Below are 17,133 nucleotides of genomic sequence, written 5' to 3'. Positions count from 1 at the left end.
TTTACTTATGTTTACAAATAAGATTTAAACTGTTTTAATTTCCCACGATTGGTTCTTTCTAAAACAGATTTTCTAGTAAAAGTGAAGTTCAAATTTGGTTCTAAATATAAATCGATGGCTTCTTTTATTTTTTGAATTTGTTCTGAAACCAATTCTTTTTCAGCAACATATTCAATTTCAAAAGTATCTAATTGCATTTGTTTGATGATAAATTCTTTTACATTTCCGTCATCCTCAATAATGCTTTTGGTTACATAATAAAATGTCAAACCAGGAGATTTTTTCCCGCTTGGTAAAATGGCAACATCATTTGTTCTGCCAATTAATTTTTTTAAAATTGGTTTTTGAGGGGTACTTTTTTCATCGAGAATTCCGATGTCACCAATTTCATATCTGATAAAAGGATTTGCTTTGTTGAATAAAGATGTAATTACAATTTTGCCTTCCGTTCCATGTGGAACAACATTATTGTTTTCATCTAAAATTTCTACAAAAAGAGTTTCAGCATTTACCTGCCATTCGCCTTGAGGATTTTCAAAAGCAATTAAATCAAGTTCAGAAGCGCCGTATTCACTAATAATCGGAATGCCGAATTGTTTTTCCAGTAGTTTTTTATCCGTTTCAAAAAGCATTTCCGAAGTCACAAAACAAGCTTTTAATGTTGGACAGATTTCATTTAGAAAGATATTTCTCTGTTCTAAAAATTTGGCGAATAAAACAATAGAACTGGTATAACCATTGACATAATCGAATTTTTTCGATTTGAATTTCTGCAGAAATTTTTCTAAAATATCATCAGATAAATCAAAAACCGGAAAACGAAAACGATGTGTCAGGAAATCTTTGAAACGTTCTTTTTGGTATCCAATAAAATCCATCGGAATGCCATAAAAACGGGCTTGATAAGAATGATTAAAATCAATCCCAAACCAGCCAAAACGCATAATGTTTGAAGCCCATGTTAAAGCGTGCGAATATTTATCTTTAGCAAAAACAAAAGGTGTTCCGCTTGATCCGGAGGTTTTGTTGAGGTAAATATTGCTTTTTGAATAACCGTTTGAAAGTCTTTCTTCGAGTGGTTTTTGTAGATTTTGTTTGTTTAAAATCGGTAAATCTTCCCAATTTTCGACAGTTGTATTTCCAACTAATTCTTTATAAAACGAGTTATTCTTCAAATGAAAATCAACAATTTCTTTCTTTTGACTTTGGAGAAATGAAGCATATTCTTCTTCAGAAAAATGAACAATTTTATCCAATTCGGCTTTGGCTTTCTTTATAGGAAAACCATTTAATTGAAGGGAAAGATCAAAAAGGTGAACCATTAAACAGCTTCTTTTAAATCGTAACGTTTAATTGATTTCAATTCCTGACGTTTATTTGATTCTTCTTCTTCAATATCAAAATCGTCCTGAAGTCCCAGCCAAAATTTAGCAGAATTTCCAAAATAATGACTTAATCGCAGAGCAGTATCAGCAGTAATTCTTCTATTACCTTTAATGATTTCAGAAATCCTCGTTTGCGGAATTTTCAAATCTTTAGATAAACGATAAGGTGTAATATTTAGAGGAATTAAAAATTCTTCCGATAAAATCTCTCCTGGATGTATATTTTTTAATTTTTCCATTTTAATTCTTTTTTAATGATAATCGATAATTTCAACATTTGAAGCATTTCCATTTTCCCAAACAAAAATTATGCGCCATTGATTGTTAATTCGGATGCTGTAAAAATCCTTTAAATTACCGCTTAATTTTTCAAGACGGTTAGAAGGTGGAATTCTTAAATCGGTTAAATTTTGAGAGTTATGAAGCATTCTAAGTTTTCTTCTACCAATTTGCTGTATTTCAATTGAAGGTTTTTTGACAACAACACCATTCCAAATTTTTTCAGTTTCTTTCGATCCAAATGAGATTATCATACCTTTCGCATTACTAACGTCAAAAGTAAGTAAAAAAAATTATTATATACGGTTAAAAGCAACTATTTTTGCACCACAACATAAATACAACTATACCATGACAATTTTATTATTGGGATCAGGCGGAAGAGAGCATGCTTTTGCGTGGAAAATGATTCAGAGTCCGCTTTGCGAAAAACTTTTTGTTGCACCAGGAAATGCAGGAACAGCTGCAATTGCTGAAAATGTAGCAATTGCTCCAACTGATTTTGAAGCAATAAAAGCATTAGTGCTTAAAGAAAATATAAGCTTAGTAGTCGTAGGGCCAGAAGATCCGTTGGTAAAAGGTATTTATGATTATTTTAAAAACGACGAAAGTTTAAAAAATATCCCGGTAATTGGTCCATCAAAATTAGGGGCTCAATTAGAAGGAAGTAAAGAATTTGCAAAAGAATTCTTGATGAAACACAATATCCCGACTGCGGCTTATGATAGTTTTACTGCCGAAACGGTTGAAGAAGGATGTAAATTTTTAGAAACATTACAGCCTCCATTCGTTTTAAAAGCAGATGGTTTAGCTGCAGGAAAAGGAGTTTTGATTATTCAGGATCTTGAAGAGGCTAAAACTGAACTTAGAAACATGTTAGTTCACGAGAAATTTGGAGTGGCAAGTTCAAAAGTTGTTATTGAAGAATTTTTGGACGGAATCGAATTAAGCTGTTTCGTTTTAACTGACGGAAAAAGCTATAAAATTCTTCCAACAGCAAAAGATTACAAAAGAATTGGCGAAGGCGATACAGGATTAAATACAGGCGGAATGGGAGCAGTTTCTCCAGTTCCTTATGTTGATGCTGTTTTAATGGAAAAAATCGAAACTCGTATCGTAAAACCAACAATCGAAGGTTTCCAAAAAGACGGAATCGAATATAAAGGATTTGTATTTATTGGTTTGATCAATGTAAAAAATGAACCAATTGTTATTGAATACAACGTAAGAATGGGAGATCCTGAAACTGAAGTTGTAGTTCCTAGATTAGAATCTGATTTAGTTGAATTGTTCCTTTCGGTTGCAAATCAAAAATTAGATGAATTCGAATTAAAAGTTGATCCAAGAAGTGCGACTACAATTATGGTAGTTTCTGGCGGATATCCTGAAGATTTCGAAAAAGGAAAAGTTATTACAGGTTTAGAAAATATTACTGATTCGATAGTTTTTCACGCCGGTACAAAATTAGATGGCGAAAATGTCGTTAGTAATGGAGGACGTGTTTTGACTGTGACATCATATGGAGATGATTTTCAACAGGCCATAAAAAAATCTTACCAAAATATAGATAAACTAAATTTTGATAAGATGTATTTTAGAAAGGATATCGGCTTCGACTTACTTTAAGAAAGAGTGAGCCGTTGTATCTTGGTTTTCAGTTCCTGCAGCATCAAAAATACGTAATTGTTTAATCCAATATACGATTGCTGCAGAACAGATAATCATAAAAATCCAGTTGATAGTGTTTGCACCAAACCATGTTTTTAATTCTAAATGACGTAAAAAGTCAAGCGGAGCAAATAAAATGTTAACGAATAAGTATTGTATTCCTTCAAAAAAAGCTTTCATAATTTATAAAATTATATGTTATTATTGTTTTAACGCCTTGAAGCAAAATTCAAACTGAGAATCTTTTTTCAACTTGTTGGTTTTCCTTTTTAAACAAGTATTATATTTACAGTCACAAAAGTATAAAATATCCTTATGATAACAAGTGTTTTTAAAAAATCTACACCATTAAATTATTCGTTGGTTGTAATTTTGATACTGGTTTTCTTCTTTATGTTTCAAATTCGAGAAACGTCTTGGATAAATTCTTATTTTACGATATTTCAAAAAGTAAGTTTACTGTGCTTTATTTTTGCTTCATTTTTCATGGTCAATTTTATTGTCAAGAAAAACGGGCTCAGTAAAGACAACGGTTACGCGATATTTTTCTACTTATTATTCATCTTGTTTTTCCCAACAATATTCAATCATCCAAATGTTGTTTATGCCAATTTCTTTATATTATTGGCACTTCGAAGATTAATTTCCCTTCAGTCTTTAAAAGCATCAAAGGAAAAAATATTCGATGCTTCTTTTTGGATTTTTGTAGCTTGTTTATTTCAATTTTGGAGTATCCTTTTTGTGATTTTAGTTTTTATATCGATAATTTTTCACGTTTCGAGAGATTACAGAAACTGGGTTTTGCCATTTATTGCACTTTTGGCTGTGTCAATCGTCTTTTATATGGTTTCATTAATGTTCCATATTGATGCTGTTAAGTTTGTTCAGGAACGTGCAGTAGTCGATTTTAGAATAGATTATTTTAAAAATAATTACGAAAATGGAGCGCTTTCGATATATGCAGCGGTTGTCGTGTTTTTTGTGTTTTCAATGTTAACAACCTTGTCAAACAGACCGCAAATTGTACATACATCGTATAAAAAAGTGGTAGCCTGTTTTTTTATTGCCGTTCTTGTTTTCCTTATTTCGCCAGATAAAACAAACGATTTATTATTGTTCAGCATTGCACCATTATCAATGATGGCAGCAAGTCACGTAGAATATATGCAGCAAAAACTCAACAACGAAATTGTATTTTATGTTTTGATTTTGTGCAGTTTATTTACTTTTTTCTCTCAGTTATAATTTACTTCCGTACGCAAGATCGCCGGCGTCACCAAGACCGGGAACAATGTAATTTTTCTCATTTAGTTTTTCGTCTAAAGAAGCAACCCATAAATGACAATTTTCGGGAAGGTTTTTTTCAAGATGTGCAATTCCTTCTGGCGCAGCAATAACCACCACAATATGAAATTCTGTTGGCGCAGCATTTTCAATTAGTTTTTTGTGAACTGCGACAATAGATTGTCCCGTTGCCAGCATAGGGTCAAGAAGTAAAACTGTTTTATTGTTTAAATTTGAAATAGCCTGATATTCAACTAAAATTTCAAAATCGTCACCACCATTTGGATGAAATCTGCAGGCAGAAACAAAGCTGTTTTCGGCATGGTCAAAATAATTTAAAAAGCCATTATGAAGCGGTAATCCAGCTCTCAAAATCGGACATAAAACCAAATCAGTTTCAATTTCAGTAGTTTTTTTAATGCCCAGCGGAGTTTGAATTTCAACACTTTTATACGGTAAAGTTTTGCTTAATTCATAAGCCATAATTTCGCCAATGCGTTCAATATTTCTTCTAAAACGCATACTGTCGTTCTGCACATTTACATTTCTAATTTGTCCCAGAAAATGATTTAGAACACTATTGTTTTCAGATATATAATGAATTTTCATGATGATTTTTTAATTTATTAACGAACAATTATATAAAAACAAAAAATAATTTCTTTTTTTCGCAGCATAAAAGTATAAAAAGTATCTTTGTATCTCTAAAAAATAAAGACATGTTTTCAAAATTAGCATATTCTGTTTTCGAACAAAGCATTAAAGATTATCATCAATTTGATAATGTTGACCAGCCTATAAACAATCCGTTTCCAAAAGATAAATTCGAACATTTATTATATTTAAAAAACTGGATTGATACTGTTCAATGGCATTTTGAAGATATTATTCGTGATCCGCAAATTGATCCTGTAGCGGCTTTGACTTTAAAAAGACGTATCGACGCTTCAAACCAGGAACGCACTGATATGGTTGAATATATCGACAGTTACTTTTTGCAAAAATACAGCCATGTAAAAGCAAAAGACGGAGCAAAAATCAACTCTGAAAGTCCGGCTTGGGCATTTGACAGATTGTCTATTTTGGCTTTAAAAATTTATCACATGAATGAAGAAGCGACTCGTGCAGAAGCAACTCAGGAACACAGAGATAAATGTCAGGAAAAATTAAATATTCTTTTAGAGCAAAGAACAGATTTATCTACAGCAATTGAAGAATTATTGACTGATATCGAAAGTGGAGAAAAATTCATGAAAGTGTACAAACAAATGAAAATGTACAACGACGATGATTTGAACCCGGTTTTATACCAAAACAAAAAATAATTTGGCAGAGTTGTCTAACAGCCAAATTAAACATATAGCCGTCATGAGACTTTCCGCAATGGGAGATGTCGCCATGACGGTTCCTGTTTTACGCGCTTTTGTAAAGCAATATCCAACGGTGAAACTAACCGTTATTTCCCGCCCTTTTTTTAAACCTTTTTTTGACGGAATCCCGAATCTTGAGTTTTTTGCTTTTGATGAAAAAGAAAGACACAAAGGTTTTCCGGGACTTTTACGTTTATATAAAGACGTAAAAAAACTCAAAATAGATGCTTTTGCAGATCTTCATAATGTTTTACGATCTAAAGTGGTGAGTTTGCTTTTCGCTTTAAGCGGAAAAAAAAGAGCAACTGTAGATAAAGGCCGAGAAGGAAAAAAAGAATTGACAAGAGCAGAAAACAAAATTTTCAAGCAATTGCCAACGATGTTCGAAAGACATGCAAAAGTGTTTGAACAACTTGGTTTTCCTGTAGATTTATCCAATCCTGACTTTCCTAAAAAGGCAATTTTTGGTGGAGAAATTACAGATCTAGTTGAAGAAAATTATGAAAAACTAATTGGAATTGCTCCTTTTGCCCAATACGATTCTAAAGTTTATCCTTTAGATTTAATGAAGGAAGTAATAACAAAACTGGCAGAAAATAAAGATTATACTATTTTACTTTTTGGAGGAGGAAATAAAGAAATTGAAATTTTAAATTCACTTTCAGAACCTTTTAAAAATGTAATAAACGTTGCCGGAAAAATTAAGTTTCAGCAGGAACTAAAATTAATAAGCAATCTTGATGTAATGCTTTCTATGGATTCTGGAAATGCTCATATTGCTGCAATGCTTGGGGTAAAAGTAATTACACTTTGGGGCGCAACACATCCTTATGCAGGATTTTTGCCTTTCAACCAAAATTTAGAAAATGCTTTAACTTCAGACAGAAATCAATATCCAAAATTACCAACTTCTGTTTACGGAAATAAATTTGTAGAAGGTTACGAAGATGCAATGAGAACAATTTCTCCAGATGACGTTGTTTCTAAAATTAAAAATCAATTATAACATATTATTGTCAGGCTGAGCGAAGTCGAAGCCCTCTTAAATATATAAGCCCTTCGACTTCGCTCAGGGTGACAAAAAAGCAATAAAAAAATTCCAAATTCCAACGTTAAATGGAATTTGGAATTTTTTTTATTGGAATTTCTTATAAATCCAAAAGAAGATATCCTATCGCTTTCTTTTTGTTTTTATCAACTACAACTTTTACAAAATGATTTTCTTTTTCTGTAGCCAATAAAATGTGTTCAAAATCATTGGTTGAATTTCTGTAAACTTTATGTACCAATTCAGATTCTTTAATTTTTTTCGATAGAATTTTAGCCGCTTTCAATTCACTTACATAAGGCCAAATATTAAAAAAGCTATCATTAGAGATTGATATTTCGGTCATTCCCTCATTCTTTGAGCAATCATACTTTTCTTTTGAAAGTAGTTTAGGAGCTTTTCTGTTTCTTCTTTTTTTGATTACGAAGTAGATACAAAAAAGAGAAGTTATTACAAAAAGTAATATAAAAGTTAGACGGAGGTAGTGATGCATTGCCATAATATTGAATGTTTTAAAAACGTTTTGACAAGTCTTAAGTGCACTACTAATATACTAAATTTCCGGTATGTTTTTTAAAAATAACCCAATTATTTGAATGCTTTTTTGTGTATTTCTTAAATTTGAAAAGTATACTTTCTAAATTTTAAACGGGATAAACGAAATAACTCACAAAAAAAATTCCAAATCCCAATTGTAAAATCGGAATTTGGAATTTATATTTTAAAATTTAGAAGATTAAACGTCGTCGTAATCTACATAAATAGTATCTGAAGTTGGGTGCGCCTGACAAGTTAAAATTAAACCTTCGGCAATTTCACCATCTGTTAAAATAGAATTTTTTGTCATTTCAGCAGTTCCGGCAGTAACTCTTCCTAAACAGCTGCTGCAAATTCCGCCCTGACAAGAGTAAGGAGCATCAACACCATGTTTTAAAGCTGCATCAAGAATAGTTTGTTTTTTAGACATTTCAAAAGTAACTTCTTCATCGTCAACTAAAACAGTAATTTTAGTATGTCCTTCCTGAGAACCCTGGATTACGTGTTCTTCAGAAGAACTAGTAAAAAGTTCAAATTTAATAGCAGATTCTTTTACGTTTTTCTCTTTCAAAACATTCGAAACTGTATTGATCATTTCTTCAGGTCCGCACAAATAAAATTTATCAAATTCTAATTCTTTGTGTTTGTTGTTCAATACAAAATTTACGGTCGATTTTTCGATTCTTCCAAACAATGCATTTTCAACTTTCGCCTGGCTGTAAACATAATGCACGAAAAAACGGCCAACATACTGTAATTGTAAGTCGTGTAATTCCTGATGAAAAATAGTTGCTTCAGGAGTTCTGTTTCCGTAAACCAATACAAATGAACTTTTTGGTTCATTCTTTAAAACTGATTTTAAAATAGAAAGTACCGGCGTGATTCCACTTCCGGCAGCAAACGCCACATAATTTTTTTGTCTTTCAGCATCAGGCTCAAAAGTAAATTTTCCTTCTGGCTGACCCACTTCAAGAACGTCTCCTGCTTTTAGTATTGTATTCGCAAATTGCGAAAACAAACCGCTTTTTACAGCCTTAACCGCAATTCGCAATTCACCGCTTTCTGGCGCAGAACAAATAGAGTAGGCACGACGAATTTCTTGATTATCAAGCGTTAATTTTAAATTTATGTATTGTCCGGCTATAAATTTATAGTCTTGTTTAAGTTCTTCTGGAACATTAAAAAGTACAGAAACCGCATCGGCAGTTTCACGTTTTACCTCTTTAATTATAAGTTTTAAGAATGAAGGCATGATTTAATTTTTTTGCAAAAGTAGCAAACCATAAGTAATTGACACTTACTAAAATATTTTTTTTAACTTTTTTTGTAACGTTTTCCTACATTTGATCTCTTACTACAAAAATCAAAACCAATTAACCATGATTAAAAAGTTTATTTATCTCGAATGGAAAGCCTTTATCAGGTCGGCATCATTTGGTAAAAACCTGGCAATGAAAATTATACTGGGGTTTTTAATGATCTATTTTTCATTAATTTTTATAGGAATGGGTGTTGGGGCATTTTACATTCTTAAAGAAATGCATCTGGAACCATTTGTAACCGTAAACCGATTTTTGATTTATTACTTTCTTCTTGATTTAGTAATTCGTTTGCTGCTGCAATCAATTCCCGTTTTAAATATCAAACCGTTATTGGTTTTGCCTTTTAAGAAACCCGTAATTGTTCATTTTTCATTGGGCAAAACTGTTTTGTCTTTTTTTAATTGGGTTCATGCCTTATTCTTTGTTCCGTTTTCAGTTGTTTTAGCAATTGAAGGATATGATATAACAGCAATTATTTTCTGGAATTTGGCAATGCTTTCTTTTATATACATCAACAATTTTTTGAATATAATTTTAAGCAATATCGATAAATTATTTGTTGTCTTTCTTGGATTAATTCTTGTTTTGGGCGGTGCGCAATATTACAAATTGTTTGATGTCACAATTTTCACAACTCCCTTTTTTCAAGGACTTTATAATATAAAAGGATTATTTTTAATTCCCGTTTTAGTATTAGCAGGTTTGTATATTTTTAGTTTTAAATTCCTCAAAAAAAATCTTTATCTCGACGCTGGGCTTTCTGTAAAAGAAGATGTTGCTCAAACAGAAAATCTTTCGTGGCTGAATCAGTTTGGAACTTTGGGAACTTTTCTGAAAAACGATATTAAACTTATCAAAAGAAACAAAAGGTCGAAAACGACTATTTTTATGAGCATTTTATTTTTGTTCTACGGATTTTTGTTTTTCTCCGGAGGAATTGAAACCTACGACAAACCAGTAATGCACCTTTTGGCGGGGATTTTTGTTTCGGGCGGATTTTTATTTGTCTTTGGACAATTTGTTCCAAGCTGGGATAGTGCGTATTATCAATTAATGATGACACAAAATATTCCGTATCGCGGTTATATTATGGCAAAATGGTGGTTGATTGTTATTGCCACAATTATTTCTACAATTCTGGCTTCATTTTATATTTATTTTGGATGGCAGATTTATTTAACTATTGTTGTTGCGGCAATTTATAACATTGGAGTCAATTCGCATTTAGTTTTATTGGGAGGTGCTTTTACTAAAACTCCAATCGATTTAAGTAATGCAGGCGGTGCTTTTGGAGATAAAAAAGCGTTTAATGTAAGTGCGATGTTATTAACGCTTCCAAAAATTTTACTGCCTTTGGGACTATATGGAGCAGGAATTTATTTTGACAATAAAAACCTCGGACTAGCATTAGTTGCCGGCGCCGGAGTTTTAGGCTTTATCTTTAAAGACAAAGTTTTTTCTTTAATCGAAAAAAGATATAAAATCGAAAAGTACAGTACAATAAATGCTTATAAACAAAAGAGTTAATTAGAGAATATGTCAATTTGGTAATGATATAATTTTATCAGATAGAATCTAAAATCTAAAATTACACCATGATACAAGTAAATCAACTTTCAAAAAAATATAACGGTACTACAGTTTTAAATATTCAAAATCTTGAAATTCCAAAAGGACAGAGCTTTGGATTAGTGGGCAATAACGGAGCAGGAAAAACTACTTTTTTTAGTTTGCTTTTAGATTTAATCCAGCCTTCGACAGGAAATATAACAAGCAATGATATTCAGGTAAATACGAGTGAAAACTGGAAATCTTTTACAGGTTCTTTTTTAGATGAAAGTTTCCTGATTGGTTACTTGACTCCCGAAGAATATTTTTATTTTATTGGAGATTTACGTCATCAAAATAAAGCCGATATTGATGCATTGCTAGCGAAACATGAAGAATTTTTTAATGGAGAAATTTTAAACAACAAAAAATACCTTCGTGATTTATCAAAAGGAAATCAAAAGAAAGTGGGAATTATTGCAACACTTATAGGAAACCCTGAGGTAGTAATTTTAGACGAACCTTTTGCAAATTTAGATCCGACAACAGTAAGCCGATTAAAGAAAATTATTAAAGAATTAGCTGAAAATCCAAACGTTACTGTTTTAGTTTCGAGTCATGATTTACAACACACCGTTGAGGTTTGTGATAGAATTGTTGCACTCAATAAAGGTGAAATTGTAAAGGATATTCAAACCTCAGAAGAAACCTTACAAGAATTGGAATTGTTTTTTGCTGTATAAGTCTCTAAAGTTTCAAAAAAGAAGTGTATTTTTACAAGTCATTATACTAAAAATGCTTTTTAGAAGTTAATGCTTTAAAATCAGTTCTATTGAAAAAGAATACTCTTAAATATAGTTTTTTTCTCACTTTTTTTCTCCTTTTGATAGCATGTTCTACCAAGAATAATACTTTTGTGAACAGAAATTCCCATGCATTAAGTACAAAATATAACATTTTGTACAATGGTGGAATTGGTCTTGACAAAGGGCTGCTGGCTATTCAGGCCAACAATCAAGATAATTTCTGGAAGCGACTTCCAATTGAAAAAATGCAGTTTGATGAAAATTTTTCGGAAGGATCAAAAACAAAAAATCCTGACTTCGAAAAAGCAGAAACTAAAGCAACAAAAGCAATTCAAAAACACTCCATGAATATTGGAGGAAGAGAAAGAAACTATCAAATTGACGAGGCATATTTAATGCTTGGAAAAGCCAGATATTATGATCAGCGTTTTATTCCGGCCTTAGATGCTTTCAATTACATTCTCTACAAATATCCAAACAGCAGTAATATTTATACAGCAAAAATCTGGCGCGAAAAAACCAATATGCGTTTAGGAAATGATGCGATTGTTGTTAAAAACATCAATCAATTATTAAAGAAAACAGATTTAAATAAACAAACATTTTCTGATGCCAATGCTTTATTGGCAGAAGCTTTCCTGAATTTAGAAGAAAGAGACAGTGCCGTTGCAAAACTTAGAATTGCAGAAGAATTTTCAAGAATAAATGAAGATCGTGCCCGTTATAAATTCATCCTGGGACAAATGTATCAGGAAGTTGGAAATAAAGACAGCGCCACTTATTATTATGATGGCGTAATCGATATGAATCGTAAAGCCAACAGAAAATACATGATGCACGCTTACGCAAAAAAAGCGCAGATGTACGATTATGAAAAAGGCAACGATACTATATTTTTAAAAATCTATAATAAGCTAGTTGCAGATCGTGAAAACCGACCTTATTATGATGTTCTTTTTTATGAAATGGGAGTTTTCTATGATAAAAAGAAAGACAAAGAAAATGCATTAAAATTCTACAATAAATCTTTAGGCAGAAAATCTACAGATCCTTATTTAATGGCATCGGCTTACCGAAACATTGGAAACATGTATTTTAAAAATACAGATTATACAATGGCTGCTAAATATTATGACAGTACATTGACAAAGTTAGATCCAAAAACAAGGGAATTTGTTTTAATAGAGAAAAACAGAAAAAATCTTGACAACGTAATTAAATACGAAGGAATTGCAAAACGAAAGGACAGTATTATTAAAGTTTACGGATTACCTGATGCTGACAGAAAAATTTATTTTGAAAATTATATTGCCGAGCTGAAAAAGAAAGACGAAGCAAAACGAATTTTAGAAGAGAAAGAAAAAGAGAAGTTAGCAAATATTGACCGAAACACAAATGCTTCGAGTGCACCAACAGCAGTAAATCCGAATTCATTAGGAAAACCTGCAGATCCTGATGACGGGATAAGACCTCCATCTGGAAATGATGCCACCGCAAGTACTTTTTATTTTTACAATCCAACAACTGTTGCATACGGAAAACTCCAATTTAAAAAAATGTGGGGTAACAGAACGCTTGGTGGCAACTGGAGACTGGCCACAATAAAATCTGCAAATGATGCAGCAATGCTCAATGACAGTATAAATGAAGGGGATGCGGAGAAGTTGAAAGACACGGTTGTTATAGAAAAATACACAACTGTTTTTTACGAAAAACAACTTCCGAAAACACAAACGGCAATGGACAGTATTGGTAAAGAACGCAACTTTGCCTATTATCAATTAGGTCTTATATATAAGGAAAAATTTAAGGAATATAAACTGGCAAGTGATAAACTGGAGCAATTACTAAAAAATAATCCAGAAGAAAAATTGGTGCTTCCATCGAAGTATAATTTGTATAAAATATATCAAATTACAGATCCTGAAAAAGCAGCAAGAATTAAATCAGACATAACAACAAATTATCCAACTTCGAGATATGCTCAGATTTTAAATAATACAAATGCTGATGATATTGCTTCGCCTGAAAAAGAATACCAAAAATGGTATAAACTATTTCAGGAAGAGAATTTTGATGTTGTCTTAGATAATATTGATAATTTGATCAATCAATATTCTGGAGAAGAGATTGTTTCTAAGTTTGAATTATTAAAAGCTAATACTTTAGGAAAAGTAAACGGACTGGATGCTTATAAAAAAGGTTTAGAAAACGTGGCGGATAATTATCCAAATAGTGAAGAAGGAAAAAAGGCAAGAGAAATTTTGGAGAAAGATGTTCCAACTTTAGAAAGACTTAATTTTACAACTGTAGATAATAAAAACTGGAAAATTGTATATCTGGTTTCTAATACGGATACTAAAACAGTTAAAAAAATTGAAGAAGCAATTAGAGTATTTTTGTTAGTCGAAAATTTTGAAAGATTAACAACCTCTTTTGATAAATACAACAGAACCCAAAGTTTTGTGTCAATTCATGGTTTAAAATCTGAAGCTTATGCCAGAGATGTGGCAGGAGTTTTGAGAGAAGACGATAAATATAAAATTGCATATCCGTCAATTATTATATCAGCAGATAATTACAAAGTGGTTCAAATTAAAAAGAACCTAGACGCCTACCTTGCCCCAAAAACCCCATAATATAATGTTTGACAAAGTAAAAAAAAACGGAACTGAACTTTTAGGAAAAACAAACCGAATTGTTGAAGGAACTTCTATTGTAGGAGATATTGTTTCAAAAGCCGATTTTAGATTAGACGGCGAATTGATTGGAAATTTCACCTCACAGGGAAAATTAGTGATAGGCGCAACAGGCGCAGTAAAAGGAGAAATCATTTGTAATAATGCCGATATCGAAGGAGAATTTCACGGAAAAATTAAAGTTCTTGAAATCCTTAATATCAAAGCAGCAGCAAAAATTCACGGCGAAGTTGCCGTTGGAAAACTGTCTATAGAACCAGGAGCAGAGTTTACAGCAACTTGTACCATGCTGGCACATTCAAATTCAGTAATTATGTTAGAAGATGGAAAAGGACCCGAATAAAAAACAAAATAATAAATGGATAGCCCTCATAAATATTCCTATTCAAATGGGGGTTATTATTTTTTTGTTTTCTTATTTAGGAAGCTGGTTAGATGAAAACCATCCAAGCGAAAAAATATACTATAATAAAGTATTAGTTATGGTTGGAGTTGCAATTGCATTATATAATGTAATTCGTCAGGTAAACGAAATCAACAAAACAAAGTAAATTAAGTTTTAAAAACGGCTTGAATAAATATTGCATCTTTGCAAAAAAATGTTCGGGATGTTTTTAAAAAACTACAAACTTATTCTTCATCTGCATATTCTTGCATTTGCTTCCTATATAATACATAAGGGAGTTTTTTATATTTTTAAAATTAATGATCAAAACTTTCATTACAATATAGAAGTATTGTATTTGATCTTTTTATTTTTTTCTGCCTTACTATTAACACTAACAGTAAAATTCAAAAAAGATAAGTTCGACAGCATCGGAATGTTTTTTATGCTTGGAACTTTTATTCAAATGTTTGTGTATTATTTTGTTTTGCGGCCGATTTTATCTGACAAGATTCACAACATCCGTATTGAAAAAATCAATTTTTTTGTAACATTTATTCTCTTTTTGTTATTTCAAACGATTTTAACTGTCCGATTATTAAATGAAAAGCGTTAAAATGCGGATTCTTTAAAACAAGGTTCAAAAATAATTTTTCATATCCTTTTGAATATTAATAAAAAATGTACCTTTGCACCAAATTTTAGAAACATAAAAAATAAGAATTTCCACAGATATGGTGATTTCAAACAAACCACTCAGATTTATTCTTGCAGCTTTTGTAGCTTGTCTTCCACTAATGAGCTTTTCTAATTCAGAAAAAGACTCGGCGCATGTTCAAACTGAAACAGCTCACGAAGCAGCTTCTGAAGGGCACCATGCAGAACCAACTGATGTAAAATCTAAAATTAAGGCTTTCATTGGCCACCACGTTTTGGACTCTCATGATTTTACTTTAACACAAGATGATGAGACTGGTAAATATTATGGTTTTCCATTACCGGTAATTATTTTGGATAATGGTCTTCAAATTTTTTCTTCTTCAAAATTTAACCACGGTCATGCAGTAGCAGAATCAAACGGTAATTATTACGTGATTAATCATCATGATGGTAAAATCTACAAAACAGATGCTGCCGGAACAATTACTGAAGATGAAAAAACAGGTCATCCAACAAATGTTCGTCCATTAGACTTCTCAATTACAAAAACGGTCCTTTCTATTTTTGTAGCAGCATTATTAATGTTCTGGTTATTTACAAGTTTAGCAAAATCATATGCTAAAAACGGAGGAATCGCTTCTGGAGCAGGAAGATTCTTTGAACCGCTTGTAGTTTTCATTCGTGACGAAGTTGCTATTCCTAATATTGGAGAAAAGCACCATAAAAAATACATGAGTTATTTATTGACAATATTTTTCTTTGTATTGTTTTTAAATATCTTCGGATTAACTCCACTAGGAATTAATGCTACAGGAAATTTAACAATTACATTCTCTTTAGCAATCCTTACTTTCTTAATTACAAACCTTACTGCAAATAAAAACTACTGGGGTCACATTTTCTGGATGCCGGGAGTGCCAAAACCAATGAGAATTATTTTGGCTCCAATTGAATTGTTAGGAGTTTTCATCAAACCATTTTCATTAATGATTCGTTTGTATGCAAATATCTTCGCAGGTCACATTGTATTAATGAGTATCATCGGATTAATGTTTATCTTTAAGAGCTGGATTGGAAGCAGTCTTTCTTTCGGATTATCATTTGCACTTTCTATACTAGAGATTTTAGTTGCATTTTTACAAGCCTATATTTTTACAATGCTGTCTGCACTTTATTTTGGTTCAGCAGTAGAAGAGCACCACCACAAAGAGGAGGGGCACCATTAATTAGATTTCAGAGTTTAGATTTCAGATTTAATTATAATAATCTAAAATCTAACGTCAAAAATCTAAAATCAAAATTGAATGTTTAATTTTTAATATATACATATATGAACGGTTTAAATTTCATTGGAGCAGGATTAATCGTAATCGGAGCTGCTTTAGGTATTGGTAGAATTGGTGGTTCAGCAATGGACGCTATCGCTCGTCAACCAGAAGCTTCAGGAAAAATCCAAACAGCTATGCTTATCGCTGCTGCACTTATTGAAGGAATTGGTTTCGCTGCGTTATTCGCTGCTTAATTAAAACACAAAAAACAATAGTTGCAACGGTTGGTTGTAACTATTGTTTTAAAAATAAAACATTAAAATTGCCTTGTGCAGTTAAAAAGACATAATTTAAAATTTATAATCATATATAATGGAAAAGTTAATAAATCAGTTTGAGTTCGGTTTGTTCTTTTGGCAGATTCTAATATTTGTTGGATTAATATTTTTATTGAAAAAATTCGCTTGGAAACCAATTCTTGACGCAGTAAACGATAGAGAGCAAGGTATTAAAGATGCATTACTTTCTGCTGAAAACGCTAGACAAGAAATGCAAAACTTACAAGCAGACAATCAAAGAATTTTGAACGAAGCTCGTGCTGAACGTGATGCGATGTTGAAAGAAGCTCGCGAAATGAAAGAGAAAATGATTGCTGATTCTAAAAACGAAGCACAAGCACAAGGTCAAAAAATGATCGAGCAGGCTAAAGCGGCTATCGAAAGTGAAAAAAATGCTGCAATGGCAGAATTGAAATCTCAAGTTTCAACTTTATCATTAAGTATTGCTGAAAAATTATTGAAAGAAGAATTATCCAACAAAGAATCTCAGGCTAAATTAGTAGAGAAAATGTTAGGTGACGTAAAGTTAAACTAAG

At 31.7% G+C, this 17,133-nt stretch carries 19 protein-coding genes; 12 read left to right on the top strand and 7 right to left on the bottom strand.

Annotated features, from left to right (window positions below):
• Nucleotides 1-11: 11 nt before the first annotated feature.
• The 3 genes from ACODSB_RS04150 to ACODSB_RS04140 are packed head-to-tail and all read right to left on the bottom strand — an operon-like array spanning nt 12 to nt 1,918.
• Complete coding sequence (locus ACODSB_RS04150; protein WP_488936112.1) at nt 12-1,322, bottom strand: phenylacetate--CoA ligase family protein; 1,311 nt, start codon at nt 1,320-1,322, stop codon at nt 12-14.
• A complete protein-coding gene (locus ACODSB_RS04145; RefSeq protein WP_053473002.1) occupies nt 1,322-1,624 on the bottom strand; it encodes a HigA family addiction module antitoxin in 303 nt (100 codons plus the stop codon). The genes ACODSB_RS04150 and ACODSB_RS04145 overlap by 1 nt, the downstream gene beginning before the upstream one ends.
• Nucleotides 1,625-1,636: 12 nt before the next feature.
• Nucleotides 1,637-1,918 carry a type II toxin-antitoxin system RelE/ParE family toxin gene (locus tag ACODSB_RS04140; RefSeq protein ID WP_053473001.1) on the bottom strand — a complete coding sequence of 94 codons (282 nt, stop codon included), beginning with the start codon at nt 1,916-1,918 and terminating at the stop codon, nt 1,637-1,639.
• A gap of 97 nt (nt 1,919-2,015) precedes the next feature.
• Between ACODSB_RS04140 and purD the strand changes: the two genes are divergently transcribed.
• Complete coding sequence (gene purD, locus ACODSB_RS04135; RefSeq protein WP_488936111.1) at nt 2,016-3,290, top strand: phosphoribosylamine--glycine ligase; 1,275 nt, start codon at nt 2,016-2,018, stop codon at nt 3,288-3,290.
• Here the strand turns inward: purD and ACODSB_RS04130 are convergent.
• Nucleotides 3,282-3,512, bottom strand: coding sequence for a DUF6341 family protein (locus ACODSB_RS04130; protein WP_053472999.1), 231 nt, complete (start codon nt 3,510-3,512; stop codon nt 3,282-3,284). The two genes, purD and ACODSB_RS04130, sit on opposite strands and share 9 nt — an antisense overlap.
• 135 nt (nt 3,513-3,647) lie before the next feature.
• Between ACODSB_RS04130 and ACODSB_RS04125 the strand changes: the two genes are divergently transcribed.
• On the top strand, nt 3,648-4,577 hold the full coding sequence (locus ACODSB_RS04125) for a DUF6427 family protein (protein WP_180857017.1): 930 nt from the start codon (nt 3,648-3,650) through the stop codon (nt 4,575-4,577).
• Here the strand turns inward: ACODSB_RS04125 and upp are convergent.
• Entirely contained in the window at nt 4,572-5,225 is a 654-nt protein-coding gene (gene upp / locus ACODSB_RS04120) for a uracil phosphoribosyltransferase (RefSeq protein ID WP_180857018.1), read from the bottom strand. The genes ACODSB_RS04125 and upp overlap by 6 nt on opposite strands.
• Before the next feature lie 110 nt (nt 5,226-5,335).
• Between upp and ACODSB_RS04115 the strand changes: the two genes are divergently transcribed.
• Together ACODSB_RS04115 and ACODSB_RS04110 are read left to right on the top strand one after the other, a co-directional pair.
• A complete protein-coding gene (locus ACODSB_RS04115; protein WP_053472996.1) occupies nt 5,336-5,941 on the top strand; it encodes a DUF4254 domain-containing protein in 606 nt (201 codons plus the stop codon).
• A gap of 43 nt (nt 5,942-5,984) precedes the next feature.
• Nucleotides 5,985-6,992 carry a glycosyltransferase family 9 protein gene (locus ACODSB_RS04110; protein WP_488936110.1) on the top strand — a complete coding sequence of 336 codons (1,008 nt, stop codon included), beginning with the start codon at nt 5,985-5,987 and terminating at the stop codon, nt 6,990-6,992.
• Between the two features lie 142 nt (nt 6,993-7,134).
• On the opposite strand, the gene ACODSB_RS04105 is transcribed toward ACODSB_RS04110, so the two are convergent.
• Nucleotides 7,135-7,380 (bottom strand): hypothetical protein, encoded by a 246-nt coding sequence (locus ACODSB_RS04105; protein ID WP_235991996.1) that lies wholly within the window; start codon nt 7,378-7,380, stop codon nt 7,135-7,137.
• A gap of 390 nt (nt 7,381-7,770) precedes the next feature.
• Nucleotides 7,771-8,823, bottom strand: coding sequence for a ferredoxin--NADP reductase (locus tag ACODSB_RS04100; RefSeq protein ID WP_053472994.1), 1,053 nt, complete (start codon nt 8,821-8,823; stop codon nt 7,771-7,773).
• A gap of 127 nt (nt 8,824-8,950) precedes the next feature.
• On the opposite strand from ACODSB_RS04100, the gene ACODSB_RS04095 reads away from it, so the two are divergent.
• The 8 genes from ACODSB_RS04095 to ACODSB_RS04060 all read left to right on the top strand — a co-directional run bounded on the left by ACODSB_RS04095 (nt 8,951) and on the right by ACODSB_RS04060 (nt 17,132).
• Nucleotides 8,951-10,420: a DUF5687 family protein gene (locus ACODSB_RS04095; RefSeq protein ID WP_053472993.1), complete on the top strand. Its 1,470-nt coding sequence runs from the start codon at nt 8,951-8,953 to the stop codon at nt 10,418-10,420.
• 68 nt (nt 10,421-10,488) lie between these two features.
• Nucleotides 10,489-11,184, top strand: coding sequence for an ABC transporter ATP-binding protein (locus ACODSB_RS04090; protein ID WP_053472992.1), 696 nt, complete (start codon nt 10,489-10,491; stop codon nt 11,182-11,184).
• Between the two features lie 89 nt (nt 11,185-11,273).
• Nucleotides 11,274-13,886: a type IX secretion system periplasmic lipoprotein PorW/SprE gene (gene porW / locus ACODSB_RS04085; RefSeq protein ID WP_488936109.1), complete on the top strand. Its 2,613-nt coding sequence runs from the start codon at nt 11,274-11,276 to the stop codon at nt 13,884-13,886.
• Nucleotides 13,887-13,890: 4 nt separating this feature from the next.
• Nucleotides 13,891-14,289, top strand: a complete 399-nt coding sequence (locus ACODSB_RS04080) for a bactofilin family protein (RefSeq protein ID WP_488936108.1) — start codon at nt 13,891-13,893, stop codon at nt 14,287-14,289.
• Entirely contained in the window at nt 14,270-14,497 is a 228-nt protein-coding gene (locus ACODSB_RS04075; RefSeq protein ID WP_488936107.1) for an AtpZ/AtpI family protein, read from the top strand. Before ACODSB_RS04080 ends, ACODSB_RS04075 begins: the two co-directional genes overlap by 20 nt.
• Nucleotides 14,498-15,065: 568 nt before the next feature.
• A complete protein-coding gene (gene atpB, locus ACODSB_RS04070) occupies nt 15,066-16,217 on the top strand; it encodes a F0F1 ATP synthase subunit A (RefSeq protein WP_488936106.1) in 1,152 nt (383 codons plus the stop codon).
• A 104-nt stretch (nt 16,218-16,321) separates the two neighbouring features.
• Nucleotides 16,322-16,513, top strand: coding sequence for an ATP synthase F0 subunit C (gene atpE, locus ACODSB_RS04065; RefSeq protein WP_053472986.1), 192 nt, complete (start codon nt 16,322-16,324; stop codon nt 16,511-16,513).
• A 118-nt stretch (nt 16,514-16,631) separates the two neighbouring features.
• Nucleotides 16,632-17,132 carry a F0F1 ATP synthase subunit B gene (locus ACODSB_RS04060; RefSeq protein WP_053472985.1) on the top strand — a complete coding sequence of 167 codons (501 nt, stop codon included), beginning with the start codon at nt 16,632-16,634 and terminating at the stop codon, nt 17,130-17,132.
• Nucleotide 17,133 lies beyond the last annotated feature (1 nt).

Source organism: Flavobacterium sp. FG68, from assembly GCF_057808895.1.
This window is presented reverse-complemented; position numbering and strand designations above follow the sequence as displayed.

What these genes read in the sequence shown, in the direction of transcription:
- ACODSB_RS04125 (WP_180857017.1), top strand. Translation starts at nt 3,648, where the DNA reads ATGATAACAAGTGTTTTTAAAAAATCTACACCATTAAATTATTCGTTG.
- ACODSB_RS04060 (WP_053472985.1), top strand. Translation starts at nt 16,632, where the DNA reads ATGGAAAAGTTAATAAATCAGTTTGAGTTCGGTTTGTTCTTTTGGCAG.
- ACODSB_RS04080 (WP_488936108.1), top strand. Translation starts at nt 13,891, where the DNA reads ATGTTTGACAAAGTAAAAAAAAACGGAACTGAACTTTTAGGAAAAACA.
- ACODSB_RS04115 (WP_053472996.1), top strand. Translation starts at nt 5,336, where the DNA reads ATGTTTTCAAAATTAGCATATTCTGTTTTCGAACAAAGCATTAAAGAT.
- purD (WP_488936111.1), top strand. Translation starts at nt 2,016, where the DNA reads ATGACAATTTTATTATTGGGATCAGGCGGAAGAGAGCATGCTTTTGCG.
- ACODSB_RS04145 (WP_053473002.1), bottom strand. Translation starts at nt 1,624, where the DNA reads ATGGAAAAATTAAAAAATATACATCCAGGAGAGATTTTATCGGAAGAA.
- ACODSB_RS04105 (WP_235991996.1), bottom strand. Translation starts at nt 7,380, where the DNA reads ATGACCGAAATATCAATCTCTAATGATAGCTTTTTTAATATTTGGCCT.
- atpE (WP_053472986.1), top strand. Translation starts at nt 16,322, where the DNA reads ATGAACGGTTTAAATTTCATTGGAGCAGGATTAATCGTAATCGGAGCT.
- upp (WP_180857018.1), bottom strand. Translation starts at nt 5,225, where the DNA reads ATGAAAATTCATTATATATCTGAAAACAATAGTGTTCTAAATCATTTT.
- ACODSB_RS04130 (WP_053472999.1), bottom strand. Translation starts at nt 3,512, where the DNA reads ATGAAAGCTTTTTTTGAAGGAATACAATACTTATTCGTTAACATTTTA.
- atpB (WP_488936106.1), top strand. Translation starts at nt 15,066, where the DNA reads ATGGTGATTTCAAACAAACCACTCAGATTTATTCTTGCAGCTTTTGTA.
- ACODSB_RS04100 (WP_053472994.1), bottom strand. Translation starts at nt 8,823, where the DNA reads ATGCCTTCATTCTTAAAACTTATAATTAAAGAGGTAAAACGTGAAACT.
- ACODSB_RS04090 (WP_053472992.1), top strand. Translation starts at nt 10,489, where the DNA reads ATGATACAAGTAAATCAACTTTCAAAAAAATATAACGGTACTACAGTT.
- ACODSB_RS04095 (WP_053472993.1), top strand. Translation starts at nt 8,951, where the DNA reads ATGATTAAAAAGTTTATTTATCTCGAATGGAAAGCCTTTATCAGGTCG.
- ACODSB_RS04140 (WP_053473001.1), bottom strand. Translation starts at nt 1,918, where the DNA reads ATGATAATCTCATTTGGATCGAAAGAAACTGAAAAAATTTGGAATGGT.
- ACODSB_RS04075 (WP_488936107.1), top strand. Translation starts at nt 14,270, where the DNA reads ATGGAAAAGGACCCGAATAAAAAACAAAATAATAAATGGATAGCCCTC.
- ACODSB_RS04110 (WP_488936110.1), top strand. Translation starts at nt 5,985, where the DNA reads ATGAGACTTTCCGCAATGGGAGATGTCGCCATGACGGTTCCTGTTTTA.
- ACODSB_RS04150 (WP_488936112.1), bottom strand. Translation starts at nt 1,322, where the DNA reads ATGGTTCACCTTTTTGATCTTTCCCTTCAATTAAATGGTTTTCCTATA.